The following is a 15983-nucleotide window of genomic DNA, read 5'->3' as shown; positions in this document are numbered from 1 at the left end:
CGTACCGCTCGCGGGGCACTCGTCACACCTTCAGGTACTTGCGCAACGCGATGAAGGCGGCCAGTGAGGGCATCAGCACACCGATGACCAGCACCAGCGGCAGCTTGGTCAGGACCGAGTCCCAGCCGATGAAGTTGATGAGCTCCATCTTGTCGCGCAGCGCGGCGCCGTGGTCGATCACGAAGTACTGGCCCGCGCCGAGCATCCCGCAGGCGAGCAGCGCGCCGATCAGGCCGGCGAAGGCCGCCTCCATGATGAACGGCACCTGGATGTAGAAGCTGGAGGCGCCCACCAGGCGCATGATCCCGGTTTCGCGCCGACGGCTGAAGGCCGAGACGCGCACCGTGTTGACGATCAGCAGCAGGGCCACGACCAGCATGATCAACATGATGCCGAGGGCGGCCCAGTTGAGGTAGCCGAGGAGTCTGAAGAGGTTGTCCAGCACGGTGCGCTGGTCCTCCACCGACTGGACTCCGTCGCGTCCGGAGAAGGAGGTCGTGATGACCTTGTACTTCTCCGGCTGCTTGAGCTTCACCCGGAAGGACTCGGGCATCTGGTCCGGGGTGATGGACGCGGCCAGGGCGGTGTGCCCGAACTGCTCCTTGTAGTGCTTGAAGGCCTCGTCGGAGGACTCGTAGGTGACGGCCTCGACGAGGTCCATGCCCTTGAGCTCGGTCTCCAGCGCCTGCTTCTGCTCCGGGGTCACCGCGCCCTTGGAACAGGAGGCCCCGTTGGTGGCCTCGGCGTCGCTCTTGTTGCAGAGGTAGATGGAGACGTTGACCTTGTCGTACCAGTACCCCTTCATCTTGCTCACCTGGTCGCGCATGAGCAGGGACCCGCCGAACAGGGCCAGCGACAGGGACACGGAGATGATGACCGCGAAGGTCATGGTCAGATTGCGGCGGAGACCGACCCCGATCTCCGACATGACGAACTGGGCGCGCATCGCGTCTCAGGAGCCTTTCAGTGCTGGTAGCCGTAGACGCCGCGCGACTGGTCGCGGACGAGACGGCCCTGCTCGAGTTCGATGACGCGCTTGCGCATCTGGTCGACGATCTGCTGGTCGTGGGTCGCCATGATCACGGTGGTGCCGGTCCGGTTGATCCGGTCCAGCAGCTTCATGATGCCGACGGAGGTCTGGGGGTCCAGGTTGCCGGTGGGCTCGTCCGCGATCAGCAGCGCCGGCCGGTTGACGAAGGCACGGGCGATGGCCACGCGCTGCTGCTCACCGCCGGAGAGCTCGCCGGGCATCCGGTCCTCTTTGCCGCCGAGGCCGACGAGTTCCAGGACCTGGGGGACGGCCTTCTTGATCTCGCCGCGCGGTCTGCCGATGACCTCCTGGGCGAAGGCCACGTTGTCGGCCACCGACTTGTTGGGCAGGAGCCGGAAGTCCTGGAAGACGGTCCCCAGCTGGCGCCGCATCTGCGGAACCTTCCAGTTGGAGAGCTTGGCGAGGTCCTTGCCCAGGACGTGCACCTGGCCGTGGCTCGCCCGCTCCTCGCGCAGGATGAGCCGCATGAAGGTGGACTTGCCGGAGCCGGAGGAGCCGACCAGGAAGACGAACTCGCCCTTCGCGATGTCCAGGGAGACATCTCTGAGTGCGGGGCGGCTCTGCTTCGGGTAGGACTTGGAGACGTTGTCGAATCGGATCACGGGTGCACCACGGTCGCCGGGAGTAGGTGTGCGTGACCATACGCGAACAGGCGCGAGGTGTGGACCCGGCGTCCGGAGTTGCCCGATATATCCCCTGGTCCGAGAGGTGCCGACCGCGATTGCCCGGAGGGGCCGCGCCGAATGTCATCGAAGCTGGCACAGTGGGAGGGGGAACGGACCGGTTCCCGCGACCGTTGTAACCGAGGGGACGAAAGGAGGAGCGCATGACATATGACCGGCTCGTGTGCGCGAACTGCGCCGCACCCGTCAGCCAGGGCCGCTGCCCGGTGTGCCGGGCGAACCGGGGGCGCCTCCAGCGGGAGGACCCCTTCTCCGGCGGTCTCAACCCGGTGGCGCTCGTCGCGCTGCTGGTGATCCTGGTGGCCGCGCTGGCACTGGTGGCTCAGCAGACGGCGTAGTTCCTCAGCCGCCACGTCCCGATCAGACTCGAAAACCGGAAGGGCCCGGACACCTTTACGGCGTCCGGGCCCTTCCGTCGGTTCCGACTGCTACGCGGTCTGCTCCTGCTGCTTGCGCCAGCGGATCCCGGCCTCCAGGAAGCCGTCGATCTCGCCGTCGAGCACCGCCTGCGGGTTGCCGACCTCGAACTCCGTCCGGAGGTCCTTGACCATCTGGTACGGGTGCAGGACGTAGGAGCGCATCTGGTTGCCCCAGGAGCTTCCGCCATCCTTGAGGGCGTCCATCCTGTCCTTCTCCTCCTGGCGGCGCCGCTCCAGCAGCTTGGCCTGGAGCACGTTCATCGCGCTGGCCTTGTTCTGGATCTGCGAGCGCTCGTTCTGGCAGGAGACCACGATGCCGGTCGGCAGGTGCGTGATGCGGACCGCCGAGTCGGTCGTGTTGACGCCCTGGCCGCCGGGGCCCGAGGCGCGGTACACGTCCACGCGCAGCTCGCCCTCGTCGATCTCGACGTGGTCGCTCGACTCGACGACCGGCAGCACCTCGACGCCCGCGAAGGAGGTCTGGCGGCGGCCCTGGTTGTCGAAGGGCGAGATCCGGACGAGGCGGTGCGTGCCCTGCTCGACGGAGAGGGTGCCGTAGGCGTACGGGGCCTTGACCACGAAGGTGGTCGACTTGATGCCGGCCTCTTCCGCGTACGAGGTCTCGTAGATCTCGGTCGGGTAGCCGTGGCGCTCGGCCCAGCGCAGGTACATGCGCTGGAGGCGCTCGGCGAAGTCGGAGGCGTCCACGCCGCCGGCCTCGGCACGGATGTTGACCAGCGCCTCGCGCTCGGAGTACTCGCCGGAGAGCAGGGTGCGGACCTCCATCTCGTCCAGTGCCTTGCGTACGGAGACCAGCTCGGTCTCCGCCTCGGCGAGGGTGTCCGCGTCGTCCATTTCCTGGGCGAGCTCGAACAGCACCGCGAGGTCGTCGATGCGCCCGCGCAGGCTCTCGGTCTTGCGGACCTCCGCCTGGAGGTGCGAAAGCTTGCTCGTGATCTTCTGGGCGGCCTCCGGGTCGTCCCACAGGGACGGCGCGGCGGCCTGCTCCTCGAGCACGGCGATATCTGCCCTCAGCTTGTCGAGGTCCAGGACGGCCTCGATCGACCCCATGGTCGAGGAGAGGGACTTCAGCTCTTCGGAAACATCGACGACTGCCACGGGTCCAGCGTAGCCGGTCCCCGGGGGGCGCTCTCCGGCCAGGCCGAATCACCCGTACTAATGGCGGGTCGCACGGGCGTACGCTCACGATATGACCGTCTTCCTCGTCAAGCGCCGCCATGTGGACCACATGCGTGTCACGACGACGAGCTGTCTGCCGCCGGACCATCCCCAAGCCTGATCCACCCCGATCCGACTTGGTCCTGTACGCGGCCTCGCGGTCCCGGCGCCAACCCTGCCGGCGGCCCTCCCCAGCCGCGGCCCCCGCCATCCCTGGGGACAGGACCCCGTGACATCCCGAAACGGAGCCGTCATGCCGTCCGCGCACCCTTCTCCCTCTTCTCCGCCCTCCCTCCCGGTCCTGGACCTGTCCCAAGCGGACGATCCGGAGCTGCGCGACTCCTTCCGCAAAGAACTGCACGCGGCCGCCCGGGACAGCGGCTTCCTGCACCTCACCGGGCACGGGGTCACCCCCGCCGAGACCGCCCGCATCCTGGAGCTGACCAGGGCGTTCTTCGCCCTCCCGGAGGCGGACCGGCTGGCCGTGAGCAATCTCAACTCCCCGCACTTCCGCGGCTACACCCGCATCGGGCACGAACTGACCGGCGGCGCCTCCGACTGGCGCGACCAGCTCGACGTGGGCGCGGAGCGGGCGGCGCGGGACGTGGGCCCGGACGACCCGGCGTACCTGTGGCTGGAGGGCCCGAACCAGTGGCCCGGGGCGCTCCCGGAACTGCGGGACGTGGTCCTGGAGTGGCAGTCCCGGCTGGCGGCGGTGGCCCACCGCCTGCTCCGGGAGCTGCTCGCCTCGATCGGCGCCCCGGAGGACTTCTTCGACGCGGCCTTCGCGGACCGGCCCCACCTGCACACGAAGCTGATCCGCTACCCGGGATCCGCCCCGACGGGCACCGACCAGGGGGTCGGGGCCCACAAGGACTACGGCTTCCTCACCCTCCTCCTCCAGGACTCGGTGGGCGGGCTCCAGGTGGTCCGGGACGGCGCCTTCCTGGACGTCCCCCCGATGCCCGGGGCCTTCGTGGTCAACCTGGGCGAGCTGCTGGAGATCGCGACGGAGGGGTACCTGACGGCGACGGACCACCGCGTGGTGAGCCCGGCGGGGAGCGTGGAGCGGTTCTCGGTGCCGTTCTTCTACAACCCACGGCTGGACGCCGTCATCGAGACGGTCCCGGGTGACTACCTGGACGCGGCGCCGGGGATAGCGCACGACGCGTCGAACCCGCTGCACGCGGAGTACGGCCGCAACGAACTGAAGGGCTGGGTCCGCGCCCACCCGGCGGTGGCGCACCGCTGGCACCCGGAGCTGACGGGGGCGTAGCCGCCGAAGCCCCCGCGGAGCAGGCTCGGGCTGCTCCGCGGAGCCAGTCCCCTACCCTCCCTTCGCCCGTTCCCCGGGGGCCAGCCCCCGGACCCCCGCTCCTCAAACGCCGGAGGGGCTGGATTTGCCTGGGGTGGGTTGGCGCGGAGCGACATTTCAGCCTCGCCGGCGTTTGAGGCGCGGGGTCTGGGGCGGAGCCCCAGGAGGGGTTCGGGCGCAGCCCGGGGAACGGTGGAAGGGCGGGTAGGGGACTTCGCCCCGCAGGGCCCGCCCACCCGCACCCGGCTACGGGGCCGTGGAGCCCGACTGCTTGTTGTCCTGGGGCGGCGCCGAGTCGGAGGAGACGGCCAGCCAGCCGCCGACGCCGACGGCCGCGACCAGCGCCACCGCGGCAGCCGACAGCGCGAGCCGCCGCTTGCGGACGGTCTCCGCCCGGTGCCGCGCGGAGCCCGGCCGGTGCCCCCCGGCGGGGCGCGGAACCCGGGCCGTGCCCAGGGCCCCGCCCGCCAGCTCGTCCGGCCCCGGCACCCGCATCGAGGTGTGGGTGTCCCGGTTGGAATCCGTGGAGGAGCCGGGGACCAGCGGAACCACGCCCCGCCGCCGCACCGGATCCGCGGCCGCCTCCGGTTCAACGAAGTCCGACTGCTCCGGCTCGTCCGGTTCGTCCACGTCCAGCGGCGGCATCCCCGCCAGCAGCGGCAGCAGGTCCCGCAGCCGCAGCGAGAGCTCCGAGGCCCGCAGCCGCGAGGCGGGGGCCTTGGCCAGGCACTGGACCATCAGCTGCCACAGCTCGTCGGGGATGCCGGGCAGCGGGACGACGGTCTCCGTCACGTGGCGCCGCAGCACCGCCCCGGGATGCCCGCCGCCGAACGGCGTGAAACCGGCGAGCAGTTCGTACAGCACGGTGGCCAGGGCGTAGATGTCCACCGCCGCGCGCGGCGGCAGCCCCTCCACGATCTCCGGCGCCAGGTAGTCGGGCGTGCCGATGATCCGGGTCGTGGGCGCCGAGACCCGTCCGCCGGTGGCCCGCCGCGGTGAGTCGATGAGCTTGGCCACGCCGAAGTCGGTGAGCAGCGCGGGATGCGCGCCGCCCGGGCCGAGCGGGCCCTGCATGTCGAGGAGGACGTTCTCCGGCTTCACGTCCCGGTGCACGACCCCGGCCGTGTGCGCGGCGGCCAGCGCGTCGGCGACGTCCGCGACGATGGCGACGGCCGCCTCGGGGGCGAGCCGCCGCTCGCGGTCGAGGCGCGTGCGGAGGTCCGTACCGCGGACGAGGTCCATGACGAGGGCGAGGTCGTTGCCGTCGACGACGAGGTCGCGGACGCAGACGACGTGCGGGTGCTCGAGGCCCAGGAGCGCGCTGCGCTCCTGGACGAACCGTCCGACCAGTTCCTGGTCGGACGCGAGGTCCTCGCGCAGCAGTTTGACGGCGACGGGGCCGTCAGGCCCCTCGCCCAGCCACACCGTGCCCGCGCTGCCGCGTCCCAGGATCTGGTGCGCGGTGTACCGGCTGCCGATCTTCCGTGCCACAACTGCTCCCTCAGCGGCTGGCGTACGCACCAAAGCTACGCGGCCAGGTGGGTGTTGGAGTCCACGGATCGCGGCGACCTTCACTTCTGCGGGCGAAATCACGTCCCGGAAGTCGACAAATCCACGAAGTCACCGGTACAAGGCCCGGTTCGGGTGGATTGCGCCGGTACAGCGCCCTCGGGAAGCGCGCGGAGATCAGGGACTCGTACCGCCGCCCGTGGCCTCGCCGATCGCGGTGACCCAGTCCACGACGTCCGAGCCCCAGGTCCACACCTGGTCCCACCAGCCCCGGCCGGTGCCGACCCACTCCTGGAGCGGGGTCAACTCCCAGACCAGCCAGCCCGCGACGAAGAACACCAGGATCATCACCAGGCAGCCCTTGAGGCAGCCCAGCCCCGGGATCTTCACCGGGTTCGCGCTGCGGCGCGGCTCGCGGGGCTCCCGCCGGGGCGGCTGCTGACGCGGCGGCGGCCCCTGAGGGGGCTGCTGCTGGGGCGGCGGCTGGGGCTGGCGGTACTGGGGCTGCCCCTGCGGCTGCTGGTACTGCTGGGGTTGCTGCTGCTGCGGCTGATAGTGCTGCGGCGGGGGCTGCGGCGCGTACTGCTGCTGCGGGTACTGCTGGGGCTGCTGGTACTGCTGCTGCGGCGGCGGAGCCTGCCGGTACGGCTGCTGCTGCGGAGGCTGCTGCGGTCGCTGCGGCTGCTGCTGGGGCCGCTGAGGCTGCTGGTGCTGCTGCGGCGGCGGGCCCTGGCGCTGCGGCCGGCGGCGCAGGGGATCCTCGCTCGGGTCCAGGTAGTGCATCTGCGTCTGCTCGTTGCGGTCACGGGCGGCCTGCATCTGCGACTGCCACGGGTGCGGCTGGTCCGGCCGCTGCACGGGCGGCATCACGGAGGTCGGGTCGGCCCCGGGCGCCCCCGTGCTCGGGAGTACGGACGTGGCGTCGGCCGCGCCGACCGGCGGCATCACGCTGGTCATCGCGTTGGGGTCGTAGGCCCCCATCGGGGAGGCCCCGGCCGCGCCGGGCAGCATCTGCGTGGCGTCCGCGGCGCCCGGGGTCTCGGGCACCGGCGCGGGCGAGGGATCGGGTGCGAGGAGCGCGCCGACGCCGAGGGCGGCCTCGACCTCGGCGGCCGTGGAGTGCACGCCGATGCCGGAGGCGACGACGCGCAGGCCGCGCGCCAGGGTCTCCGCACTCGGGCGCTCGTAGGGCTCCTTGCGCATGCAGCGCTCGATGACCGTCCACAGCGGCTCGGGCACGTTCGGCGGGCGCTGCGGCTCCTCGCTGAGGTGGCGGTGCAGGACCTCCAGCGCGGTACCCCCCGCGAACGGCGGCCGGCCGGTGAGGAGCTCATAGAGCAGGATGCCGGCGCCGTAGATGTCCACGGCGGAGGTCTGCGGGCGGCCCTCGGCGGACTCGGGGGCGACGTAGGCCGGGGTGCCGACGAACTCGTGCGTGCGCGTCAGGCCCGGGGAGTCGGCCAGGCGCGCGATGCCGAAGTCGGTGAGCATCGGCTTCATCTGGCCGTCGCGCTCGTCGACCAGGACGTTGGCGGGCTTCAGGTCGCGGTGGACCACGCCGTCGGCGTGGCTGGCGGCGAGCGCGTCCGCGATCTGGGCGGTGAGCAGGCTCGCGGCGACCGGGGTGAAGGGACCGTTCTCGCGCAGGTACCGGTGCAGGTCCGGGCCGTCGATGAGGTCCATGACGAGGGCGAGGAGATCGCCCTCGACGACGAGGTCGCGGGTGCGGACGATGTTGGGGTGGGTCAGGCGCAGCAGGACCGAGCGCTCGCGCAGGAAGCGCATGACGATGTCCGGGTCCTGGGCCAGCTCCTCCTTGAGGACCTTGATGGCCACGGTCTCGCCGGGGTGGCCGGCTACCGCCGCCTCCGCACCGGCCGCCTCCCGCTGGCGGGCGCGCCAGACGGTGCCCGTGGCGCCGCGCCCGAGCGGCTCCTCGAGCAGGTACTTGCTGCCGACTGGCCGCACGTCGCGCGCTCCCTGCTGTCGTCTGATCTGCGAAATGGTTTTCCGGCCCACTCTAGGGCTTGTCCCGAGGGAAGACGCGGGGTGAGGGAGGTTGGTTGCCGGACATATGCGCGAAGGGTGATGTTTGCGGCGTATGCCGCGGGCGATTTTCCCGGCCTTGGTGTCGATATCCGATCGGCCCGCTTGCAGGTCCGGTGCCGGTCCGCGACCGATCAAGATCACTTGCCGGTGGGTGGCGGGCGTGTTGAGGACGACAGGTGCGAGGATGCACCCGTACGGAACGGCCGGGACGGGAGCCCCGCCTTCCAAGCAGACCTGACCGGACGACGCGTCCGTGCCGGGTGGGGGCGGACGGACGGGCACCGCATGCGAACGGCATGGGTGACCGTCCCGCGGGTCCCTGCCGGGCGCACGCACCGCGCACCGCGCAGAAGGGACCGCTGACGGCGATGCAGATCCGGCTGACCGTCCTTGGGTCGGGGTCGCGCAGCGGCCACCAGACCGCCACCGCGACCGCCTCCGGCGGGGGTTCCGGCGGAGGAGGCGCGCCGGCGAGCTGTGACGTACTCGTCACCGCGCCCGCCGGCACCGCGCTGTCCGCGGTGGCCTCCGGGCTCGCGGCGACCGTCGGCGGACCCGACACCGGCGGCACGGTCGTGCTGTACGCCGGTGCGGAGCGCCTGGACCCCGCGCGGTGCGCGCTCGGCGAGCCGCCGCTCGTGGACGGGGCGGTGCTGTCCCTGAACGTGCCCGGCCCCGACGTCCGGACGGACGGGACCGCGGCCGCGACCTCCCTCGGCGACGGGCCGCAGCTGCACGTCGTGGCCGGACCGGACGCCGGCGGGGTGCACCTGCTGCACCCCGGAGCGATCCGGATCGGGCGCTCGGCCGACGCGGACGTCCCGCTGGACGATCCGGACGTATCGCGCCTGCACTGCACCGTGACGGTGCTCCCCGACGGGCGGGTGGCCGTGGCCGACCTCGGGTCGACGAACGGTACGACGCTCGACGGCGCGGTGGTCGGCGCGGAGCGGGTGGCGCTCGCGCCGGGGGCGCTGCTGCGGGTCGGCGAGTCCACCCTCCGGCTGGCCGTGGGCCCGGCCCCCGCTCCCCTCCCCCTCACCCCGGACCTGGAGGGCCACCTCTCCGTGCCCCTCCCGGGACCCCACCCGGACGGGGACCCCGGCCACCCCGATGCGGTCCGCACCGGCGGTACGCCCGCCCCCGCGGCGGGACCGCACCCCGGGGGCGGCGCCTCCGGCGGAGCGTGGACCGGCCCCGGCGCGGGGGGGTCGCACCCTGACGGCGGAGCCTGGGCCGGCGCTGCGCCCGGCGCCACCGGCGGGGCGTACCCCGGCCCGGGGGGCCGGGGGGCACCGGGGCAGATCCCCCACCCCGCCCCTTCCCGAAACGGGGGCTCCGCCCCCGACCCCGTCCGGCGCGACTCCGTGGCCGGCGGCCCCGGGTACGGCACCCCGGCCGCGGCCGGGGCCCCTTGGGACGGCCACGCCGGAGCTGCCCCCGCCGCCCGGGGCGGGTCAGGCTCCGCCTCCCCGGACCCCTGGCCGTACGACGAGGCCGACCGGGACGGCGCCGGCCCGCTCCGGGCGGGCCGCATCGCCCGGCCCGGGCCCGGGTCCGGCACCTCGGGAGCAGGGCACCACGTGCTCCCCAACCGGCCCGCCGGGACCGGTTCCGCGGCCGGACCGGCCTCACCGAACACCGAGCCCTACGCAGCACACCCGGGCGCAGCCCCCAGCCCGCACGCCGCCGGGCCGGCACACCCGGGCGGTCCCGCCGGCCCGCAGGGCCAGGCCGGGTCGGGGTCGTCGCCGCGGACCGGTGTCGAGCACCACGGCGCGGGCGGCTGGGAGGAACCCGCGCCGTCCCACGAGGCCGGTGCCGGGGCCGGATCCGGAGCCGAGGCCGAGGCCGGGGCCGGGGCCGAACCCCGCCGTGGAGGGCGTCGCGGGATCGGGGCCTGGGCGCGGAAGTGGGTGCGCGGGGCGGAGGCCGCCGAGGTGGAGGTGGTCGCCGAGACGGCGGCAGCCGTCGCCGCGCGGCCCGGCTCCGACGATCCCGCGGCCCTGCTCCTCACCGCCCTCGGGCCGGCCCCGCGGCTGTGGGCCGGGCCCGCCGGGCTCGATGTCACGCTCGGCGCGGGCAGCGAGGTCGCGCTCCGCGAGACCGGCGCGCTCGGCGTCGCCGGACCCCGGGCCCGGCTGACCGGTGTGGCCCGCTCCGTCATCGCACGGCTGGCGGCCCTGCACGCCCCCGGCCAGCGCCTGGAGATCGTGCTGATCTCCACCGACCGGGCCCGCCCGCTCGCCGAACGCCGCCGCGACTGGGGCTGGCTCGGCTGGCTGCCCCACGTGCGCCCCGCGCACGGTCAGGACTGCCGGCTGCTGCTCGCGTACGACCGCGATCAGGCGGCCGCCCGCGCCGGGGAGCTGACCCGGCGGCTCGACGACGGCCCCCTCGGCACCCACTGGGCCGCCGCCGGCCCGGACGCGGTCCGCGAGGCCTCGTACGGCTACCGGGGCCCGTTCACCCTCCTGGTCCTCGACGGGGACCCCGGTCCGGGGGCGCTGCGGGACATCACCGCCCGGCTGACCTCGCACGGGCCGGCCGCCGGGATCCACGTGCTGGCCCTGGCCGAGGCCCCGGCCGCGACGCCCGCCTCACCGGTCGCCGAGACCTACGAGGCGGCCTGCGCGGCCGCCCCCGCCTTCCGGGACTGCTCGACCGCCGCGCTGCTCAGCGGTGATGTGGCCACGACCGTACGGACCTTCGCGGTCTCCGGCGGCAAACCGGCCGCCTCCGGCGGGACGGCCACGGCGGACGCCGTATCGGCGGCCTGGGCGGAGCGGTTCGCCCGCGCCCTGGCCCCCCTCAAGGCCGACTCCCCGGTCGCGGAGGGCGGTTACCGGCCGGCCGCCGCCAACCTGCCCCAGACCTCCCGGCTGCTCGACGAGTTGGGGCTGGCCCGGGCCACCCCGGCGTCCCTGATGGCCCGTTGGGCCGCCGCCACCGACCAGGGGCAGCGCGTCGGCGGGCTCGCGGAGATAGTCCTGGGCACCGGTCGGCGCGGTCCGGTGGGCGCCGAACTGGTCACCGACGGGCCGCACGTGCTGATCGAGGGGCCCGCCGGCAGCGGCCGTACGGAACTGCTGCGCTCCGTCGCGGCCTCCCTGTCGGCCGCCGCCCGGCCCGACCGGCTCGGCCTGGTCCTGCTCGACGGCGCCGGCGGCGAGCGCGGCGACGGCCTGCTGCCCTGTACGGAGCTGCCGCACGTCTCGGCGCACCTGGTGGCCTCGGACCCGCTGCGGATGCGGGAGTTCGCGCAGGCGCTGGGCGCCGAGCTCAAACGGCGGGCCGAGCTCCTGGACGGGGTGCCGTTCTCCGAGTGGCACGCTGTGCACGAGGTCTCCGACCGGATGGTCTCGCCCCGCCAGCCCACCCCCGGCGAGCTGCGCGGCGATCTCGAACCGCAGCGTTCCGGCACCCTGCGGCTGCGCTCCTCGGCCGCCCGTACCGATCAGGCGGCCGGGCCCAGCCCGCTGCCCCGCCTCGTGGTGCTCGTGGACGACTTCGACGCGCTGGTCGCGCCGGGCCTGGGCAGCACGGGCCGGCCCGCCGCCGGTTCGGTGGTCCGCGCGCTGGAGGCGGTGGCCCGCGAGGGAGCCCGGCTCGGGGTGCACCTGGTGGCCACCAGCGCCCGCCCGGACCGGACGGCCGACACCGAGCTGGCCCGGCTGACGACCCTGCGGGTGGAGCTCGACGCCCCGGACCAGCCGGGCCCCGGCCGCGGCGTGCTCCGGTACGCCGACGGCCGCACGGTCCCCTTCCAGGGCGGCCGGGTCACCGGCCGGATCCCCCGGACGGCGACGCTGCGGCCGACGGTGGTGCCGGTGGAGTGGGAGCGGATGGGCGATCCGCCGGCCCGTCGCCCGGTCCGCGAGCTGGGCAACGGCCCGACGGACCTGGCGCTGCTGGCCAGCGCCCTGGACCGGGCCTCGCACCTGGTGTCGGCGGTACCGGTGCTGTTCCCGCCGGCCCCCTGAACCGGGCACCCGAGCGGCCCCGCGAGCGGTCCTCCGCACACCCCCGTACGCCGCGAGGCGGTATTGCGGGGGTGCGCGGGGCGGCGTAGACCTTGTGGCTCAGGACACACCATCGCCAGCGAGGCATCGGGGGCACCGCCATGCGCAAGCACGGAACGAGCCGCACTAAATCCCTGCGTACACAGCACACTTGGGCCGCTCTGGCCGTGGCCGGCGCGCTCGCGCTCAGCGCCTGCGGCGGCGACGGCGACGGCAAGGAGCCCGCGAAGGGCACCGACGGCACCGGCACCGCGGGCGGGCCGGTCGTCGCGCTGCCCCGGCTCGACGGGGAGAAGCTGGAGGTCGCCGCCGTCTGGACGGGCGCGGAGCAGGCGAACTTCGTCAAGGTCCTGAAGGAGTTCGAGCGGCGGACGGGCGCCACGGTCACCTTCGTCCCGGCGCAGGACCCGATCGTCACCTTCCTCGGCTCGAAGATCGCGGGCGGCGCCCCGCCGGACGTGGCGCTGCTCCCGCAGGTCGGGGCGCTGGTCTCGGCGGTCAAGAACAAGTGGGCGCAGCCGGTCGGCGCCGACGCGCAGGCCCAGCTCGACAACAACTACTCGCCCGGCTGGAAGAAGCTGGGCGCGGTCGACGGCACCCAGTACGGCGTGTACTACAAGGCCGCCAACAAGTCGCTGATCTGGTACAACGCGAAGGCCTTCGAGGCGGCGGGCGTGAGTCCCCCGGCCACCTGGAAGGAGCTCCTCACCGCGGCCGACACCCTGTCCGCGTCCGGTACCCCGGCGGTTTCGGTGGCCGGGGCCGACGGCTGGACCCTGACCGACTGGTTCGAGAACGTCTACCTCTCGCAGGCGGGCCCGGAGAAGTACGACCAGTTGGCGAAGCACGAGATCAAGTGGACGGACGACAGCGTGAAGCGCGCGCTGACCTCGCTCGCCGAGCTTTTCGGCCGCAAGGACTTCCTGGCGGGCGGCCAGAGCGGGGCGCTGGCGACCGAGTTCCCGAAGTCGGTGACGCAGACCTTCACCGGCGGCGACCGGCCGGCGGCCGCGATGGTCTTCGAGGGCGACTTCGTGGCGGTGAACATCGCGCAGACGGACGCGAAGGTGGGTACGGACGCGCTGGTCTTCCCCTTCCCCTCGGTCGGCGGCAAGGCCCCGGTGGTCTCGGGCGGCGACGTGGCGGTCGCGCTGAAGGCCTCGAAGGGCGCGCAGGCGCTGCTGACGTTCCTGGCCTCGCCGGACTCGGCGCGGATCCAGGCCCGTGAGGGCGGCTTCCTCTCCCCGAACAAGGCGCTCGAACCGGCCGCGTACCCGAACGACATCCAGCGCGGTATCGCCGAGGCCCTGATCGCGGCGGGCGACGACTTCCGCTTCGACATGTCGGACCAGGCCCCGGCGGCCTTCGGCGGAACCCCGGGCGCGGGCGAGTGGAAGGCGCTCCAGGACTTCCTGGCGAACCCGGCCGACGTGGCGGGGACGCAGGCGAGGCTGGAGGCGGACGCGGCCAAGGCCTACGGGAACTGATCCCGTGGCCTCCCCCACCGGATCCCCCGGGGCCTCCCCGGTGATGCGCCGCCCCGCGACCGGCCCCGGCTCCCCGTCGCGCCGCAGGAGCGCGGAGAGCCGGCGCCGCCGGCTGACCGCGGCGGCGTTCCTCCTGCCCTCCCTCGTCCTGCTCGGCGCGCTCGTCGTGCACCCCATCGGGTACTCGCTCTACCGCAGCTTCTTCGACCGCTCGGGCGAGGAGTTCGTGGGCGCCGGAAACTACGGGGAGATCCTGCGCGACGACACGATCCGCACCGCCCTGGGAAACACGGCGATCTGGGTCGTGCTGGCCCCGGTCACCGCCACCGCGCTCGGCCTGCTCTTCGCCGTGCTGACCGAACGGGTGCGCTGGGGCACGGCCTTCAAGCTGATCGTCTTCATGCCGATGGCCATCTCGATGCTCGCCGCCGGCATCATCTTCCGGCTCGTCTACGACGCCGACCCCGACCGGGGCGTGGCCAACGCCGTCTGGGTCGGCGTCCACGACACCTTCGCCGAGTCCTCCGCGTTCCCCAAGGCCCGCCCCGGCCGGGACTCCCCGCTGGTCCCGGCGGACGGGGGCGCGTACGTGACCCGCGATCCGGTACGGGCGGGCGTGCCCGCACCGCTCCCGCTGGTCGGCATCGCCCCGGAGGCGCTTCCCCCGGGAACGCGTACGGCACGGCCGGCCGCCGCCGAGCCCGGGAAGGTCACCGGCACCGCCTGGCAGGACTTCACCCGGGGCGGGGGCGGCGCGACGAACACGGTCGACGCCACCGAGTCCGCGCTCTCCGGGCTGCGGGTCGAGGCGGTCAAGGACGGCCGGGTGGTCGACTCGGCGAAAACCCGGGCCGACGGCACCTTCACCCTGTCCGCCGCGGCCGACGGCGCACTGCTGCGGCTGCCCGCCTCGAACTTCCGGGAGGCGTACGGGGGCGTGGAGTGGCTCGGCCCGACGCTGGTGACCCCGGCGGTGATCGGGGCCTACGTGTGGATGTGGGCCGGGTTCGCGATGGTGCTGATCGCGGCCGGGCTGGCCGCCGTACCGCGCGAGCTGCTGGAGGCGGCGCGGGTGGACGGGGCGAGCGAATGGCAGGTGCTGCGGCGGGTCACCGTGCCGCTGCTGGCGCCGGTCCTGGCCGTCGTGCTGGTCACCCTGGTCATCAACGTCATGAAGGTGTTCGACCTGGTCTTCGTGATCGCCCCGGGCGCGGTGCAGGACGACGCGAACGTCCTGGCGCTCCAGCTCTACCGGACCTCCTTCGGCACGGACGCCGATCCGGGGCTGGGCAGCGCCATCGCGGTGCTCCTGCTGGTCCTGGTGGCTCCCGTCATGGCCTACAACATCCGCCGGATGCGCCGGGAGGCCCGCCGATGAGCACACTGCCGGGCGCCCCGCCCCGTACCCCGCCGACCGCGCGGTCCCTCGCCTCCCGGGCGGCCGGCGGGGCGCTGCGCGTCTTCCTGGTCCTCGCGGGCCTGTTCTGGCTGCTGCCCACGCTCGGGCTGCTGGTCTCCTCCTTCCTGTCCCCCACCGCGCTGAACGACGGCGGCTGGTGGCAGGCGCTGACGGCGCCCTCCCGGCTGACGGCCGACAACTACGAGCGGCTGCTGGCCAACGACACCGTCACCGGCTCGCTCCTCGACACGGCGGCCATCGCCGTGCCCGCCACCCTGCTCGTCCTCGCGCTGGGGGCGTTCGCCGGATACGCCTTCGCCTGGCTGGAGTTCCCCGGCCGCGACTGGCTGTTCCTGATCGTGGTCGCGCTGCTCGTCGTACCCGTCCAGGTGGCGCTGATCCCGGTCTCCGAACTCTTCGGCTCCATCGGCCTGTTCGAGACCACGGCGGGCGTGGTCCTCTTCCACACCGCCTTCGGGCTGCCGTTCGCGGTGTTCCTGCTGCGCAACTTCTTCGCGGAGATCCCGCGCGAGCTGCTGGAGGCGGCCCGACTCGACGGGGCGGGCGAACTGCGGCTGTTCGCGCGGGTGGTACTGCCCCTGGGCGGTCCGGCGATCGCCTCGCTCGGCATCTTCCAGTTCCTGTGGGTGTGGAACGACATGCTGGTCGCGCTGGTGTTCGCGGACTCGGCGCACCCGCCCGTCACGGTCGCGCTCCAGCAGCAGGTACGGCAGTTCGGGAACAACATCGACGTGCTGGCGCCCGGCGCCTTCCTGTCGATGGTCGTGCCGCTCGTCGTCTTCTTCGCCTTCCAGCGGCAGTTCGTCTCGGGGGTGATGGCCGGAGCGATCAAGTAGAGCGGTGTGGATC

11 protein-coding genes are annotated in these 15983 nt (G+C 73.6%); 6 read left to right on the top strand and 5 right to left on the bottom strand.

What is annotated here, in order from left to right; translation table 11 throughout:
• Nucleotides 1-22 precede the first annotated feature (22 nt).
• On the bottom strand, nt 23-946 hold the full coding sequence (gene ftsX, locus AC061S_RS29835) for a permease-like cell division protein FtsX (protein WP_250741071.1): 924 nt from the start codon (nt 944-946) through the stop codon (nt 23-25).
• 17 nt (nt 947-963) lie between these two features.
• Nucleotides 964-1653 carry a cell division ATP-binding protein FtsE gene (gene ftsE, locus AC061S_RS29830; RefSeq protein WP_243337359.1) on the bottom strand — a complete coding sequence of 230 codons (690 nt, stop codon included), beginning with the start codon at nt 1651-1653 and terminating at the stop codon, nt 964-966.
• 224 nt (nt 1654-1877) lie between these two features.
• On the opposite strand from ftsE, the gene AC061S_RS29825 reads away from it, so the two are divergent.
• Nucleotides 1878-2072 (top strand): hypothetical protein, encoded by a 195-nt coding sequence (locus tag AC061S_RS29825; RefSeq protein ID WP_478688997.1) that lies wholly within the window; start codon nt 1878-1880, stop codon nt 2070-2072.
• 90 nt (nt 2073-2162) lie between these two features.
• Here AC061S_RS29825 and prfB read toward each other — a convergent pair whose 3' ends face one another.
• The gene (gene prfB, locus AC061S_RS29820) at nt 2163-3272 is read right to left on the bottom strand and encodes a peptide chain release factor 2 (RefSeq protein ID WP_478688996.1); all 1110 of its coding nucleotides are present in this window, start codon (nt 3270-3272) and stop codon (nt 2163-2165) included.
• A gap of 313 nt (nt 3273-3585) precedes the next feature.
• On the opposite strand from prfB, the gene AC061S_RS29815 reads away from it, so the two are divergent.
• Entirely contained in the window at nt 3586-4608 is a 1023-nt protein-coding gene (locus tag AC061S_RS29815; protein ID WP_478688995.1) for an isopenicillin N synthase family dioxygenase, read from the top strand.
• Nucleotides 4609-4893: 285 nt separating this feature from the next.
• Here AC061S_RS29815 and AC061S_RS29810 read toward each other — a convergent pair whose 3' ends face one another.
• A complete protein-coding gene (locus AC061S_RS29810; RefSeq protein ID WP_478688994.1) occupies nt 4894-6138 on the bottom strand; it encodes a serine/threonine-protein kinase in 1245 nt (414 codons plus the stop codon).
• A gap of 195 nt (nt 6139-6333) precedes the next feature.
• Nucleotides 6334-8124, bottom strand: coding sequence for a serine/threonine-protein kinase (locus AC061S_RS29805; protein WP_478688993.1), 1791 nt, complete (start codon nt 8122-8124; stop codon nt 6334-6336).
• Between the two features lie 449 nt (nt 8125-8573).
• On the opposite strand from AC061S_RS29805, the gene AC061S_RS29800 reads away from it, so the two are divergent.
• The 4 genes from AC061S_RS29800 (at nt 8574) to AC061S_RS29785 (ending at nt 15970) form a co-directional block, all read left to right on the top strand.
• A complete protein-coding gene (locus tag AC061S_RS29800) occupies nt 8574-12188 on the top strand; it encodes an FHA domain-containing protein (RefSeq protein ID WP_478689021.1) in 3615 nt (1204 codons plus the stop codon).
• A gap of 140 nt (nt 12189-12328) precedes the next feature.
• The gene (locus AC061S_RS29795; protein WP_478688992.1) at nt 12329-13714 is read left to right on the top strand and encodes an ABC transporter substrate-binding protein; all 1386 of its coding nucleotides are present in this window, start codon (nt 12329-12331) and stop codon (nt 13712-13714) included.
• A 43-nt stretch (nt 13715-13757) separates the two neighbouring features.
• Nucleotides 13758-15092, top strand: coding sequence for a carbohydrate ABC transporter permease (locus AC061S_RS29790; protein WP_478689020.1), 1335 nt, complete (start codon nt 13758-13760; stop codon nt 15090-15092).
• A complete protein-coding gene (locus AC061S_RS29785; RefSeq protein WP_478688991.1) occupies nt 15089-15970 on the top strand; it encodes a carbohydrate ABC transporter permease in 882 nt (293 codons plus the stop codon). Before AC061S_RS29790 ends, AC061S_RS29785 begins: the two co-directional genes overlap by 4 nt.
• Nucleotides 15971-15983 lie beyond the last annotated feature (13 nt).

The organism is Streptomyces sp. CA189, from assembly GCF_056428985.1.
The sequence above is the reverse complement of the archived record's forward strand: the minus strand, read 5'-3'. Positions and strand labels throughout refer to the sequence as shown.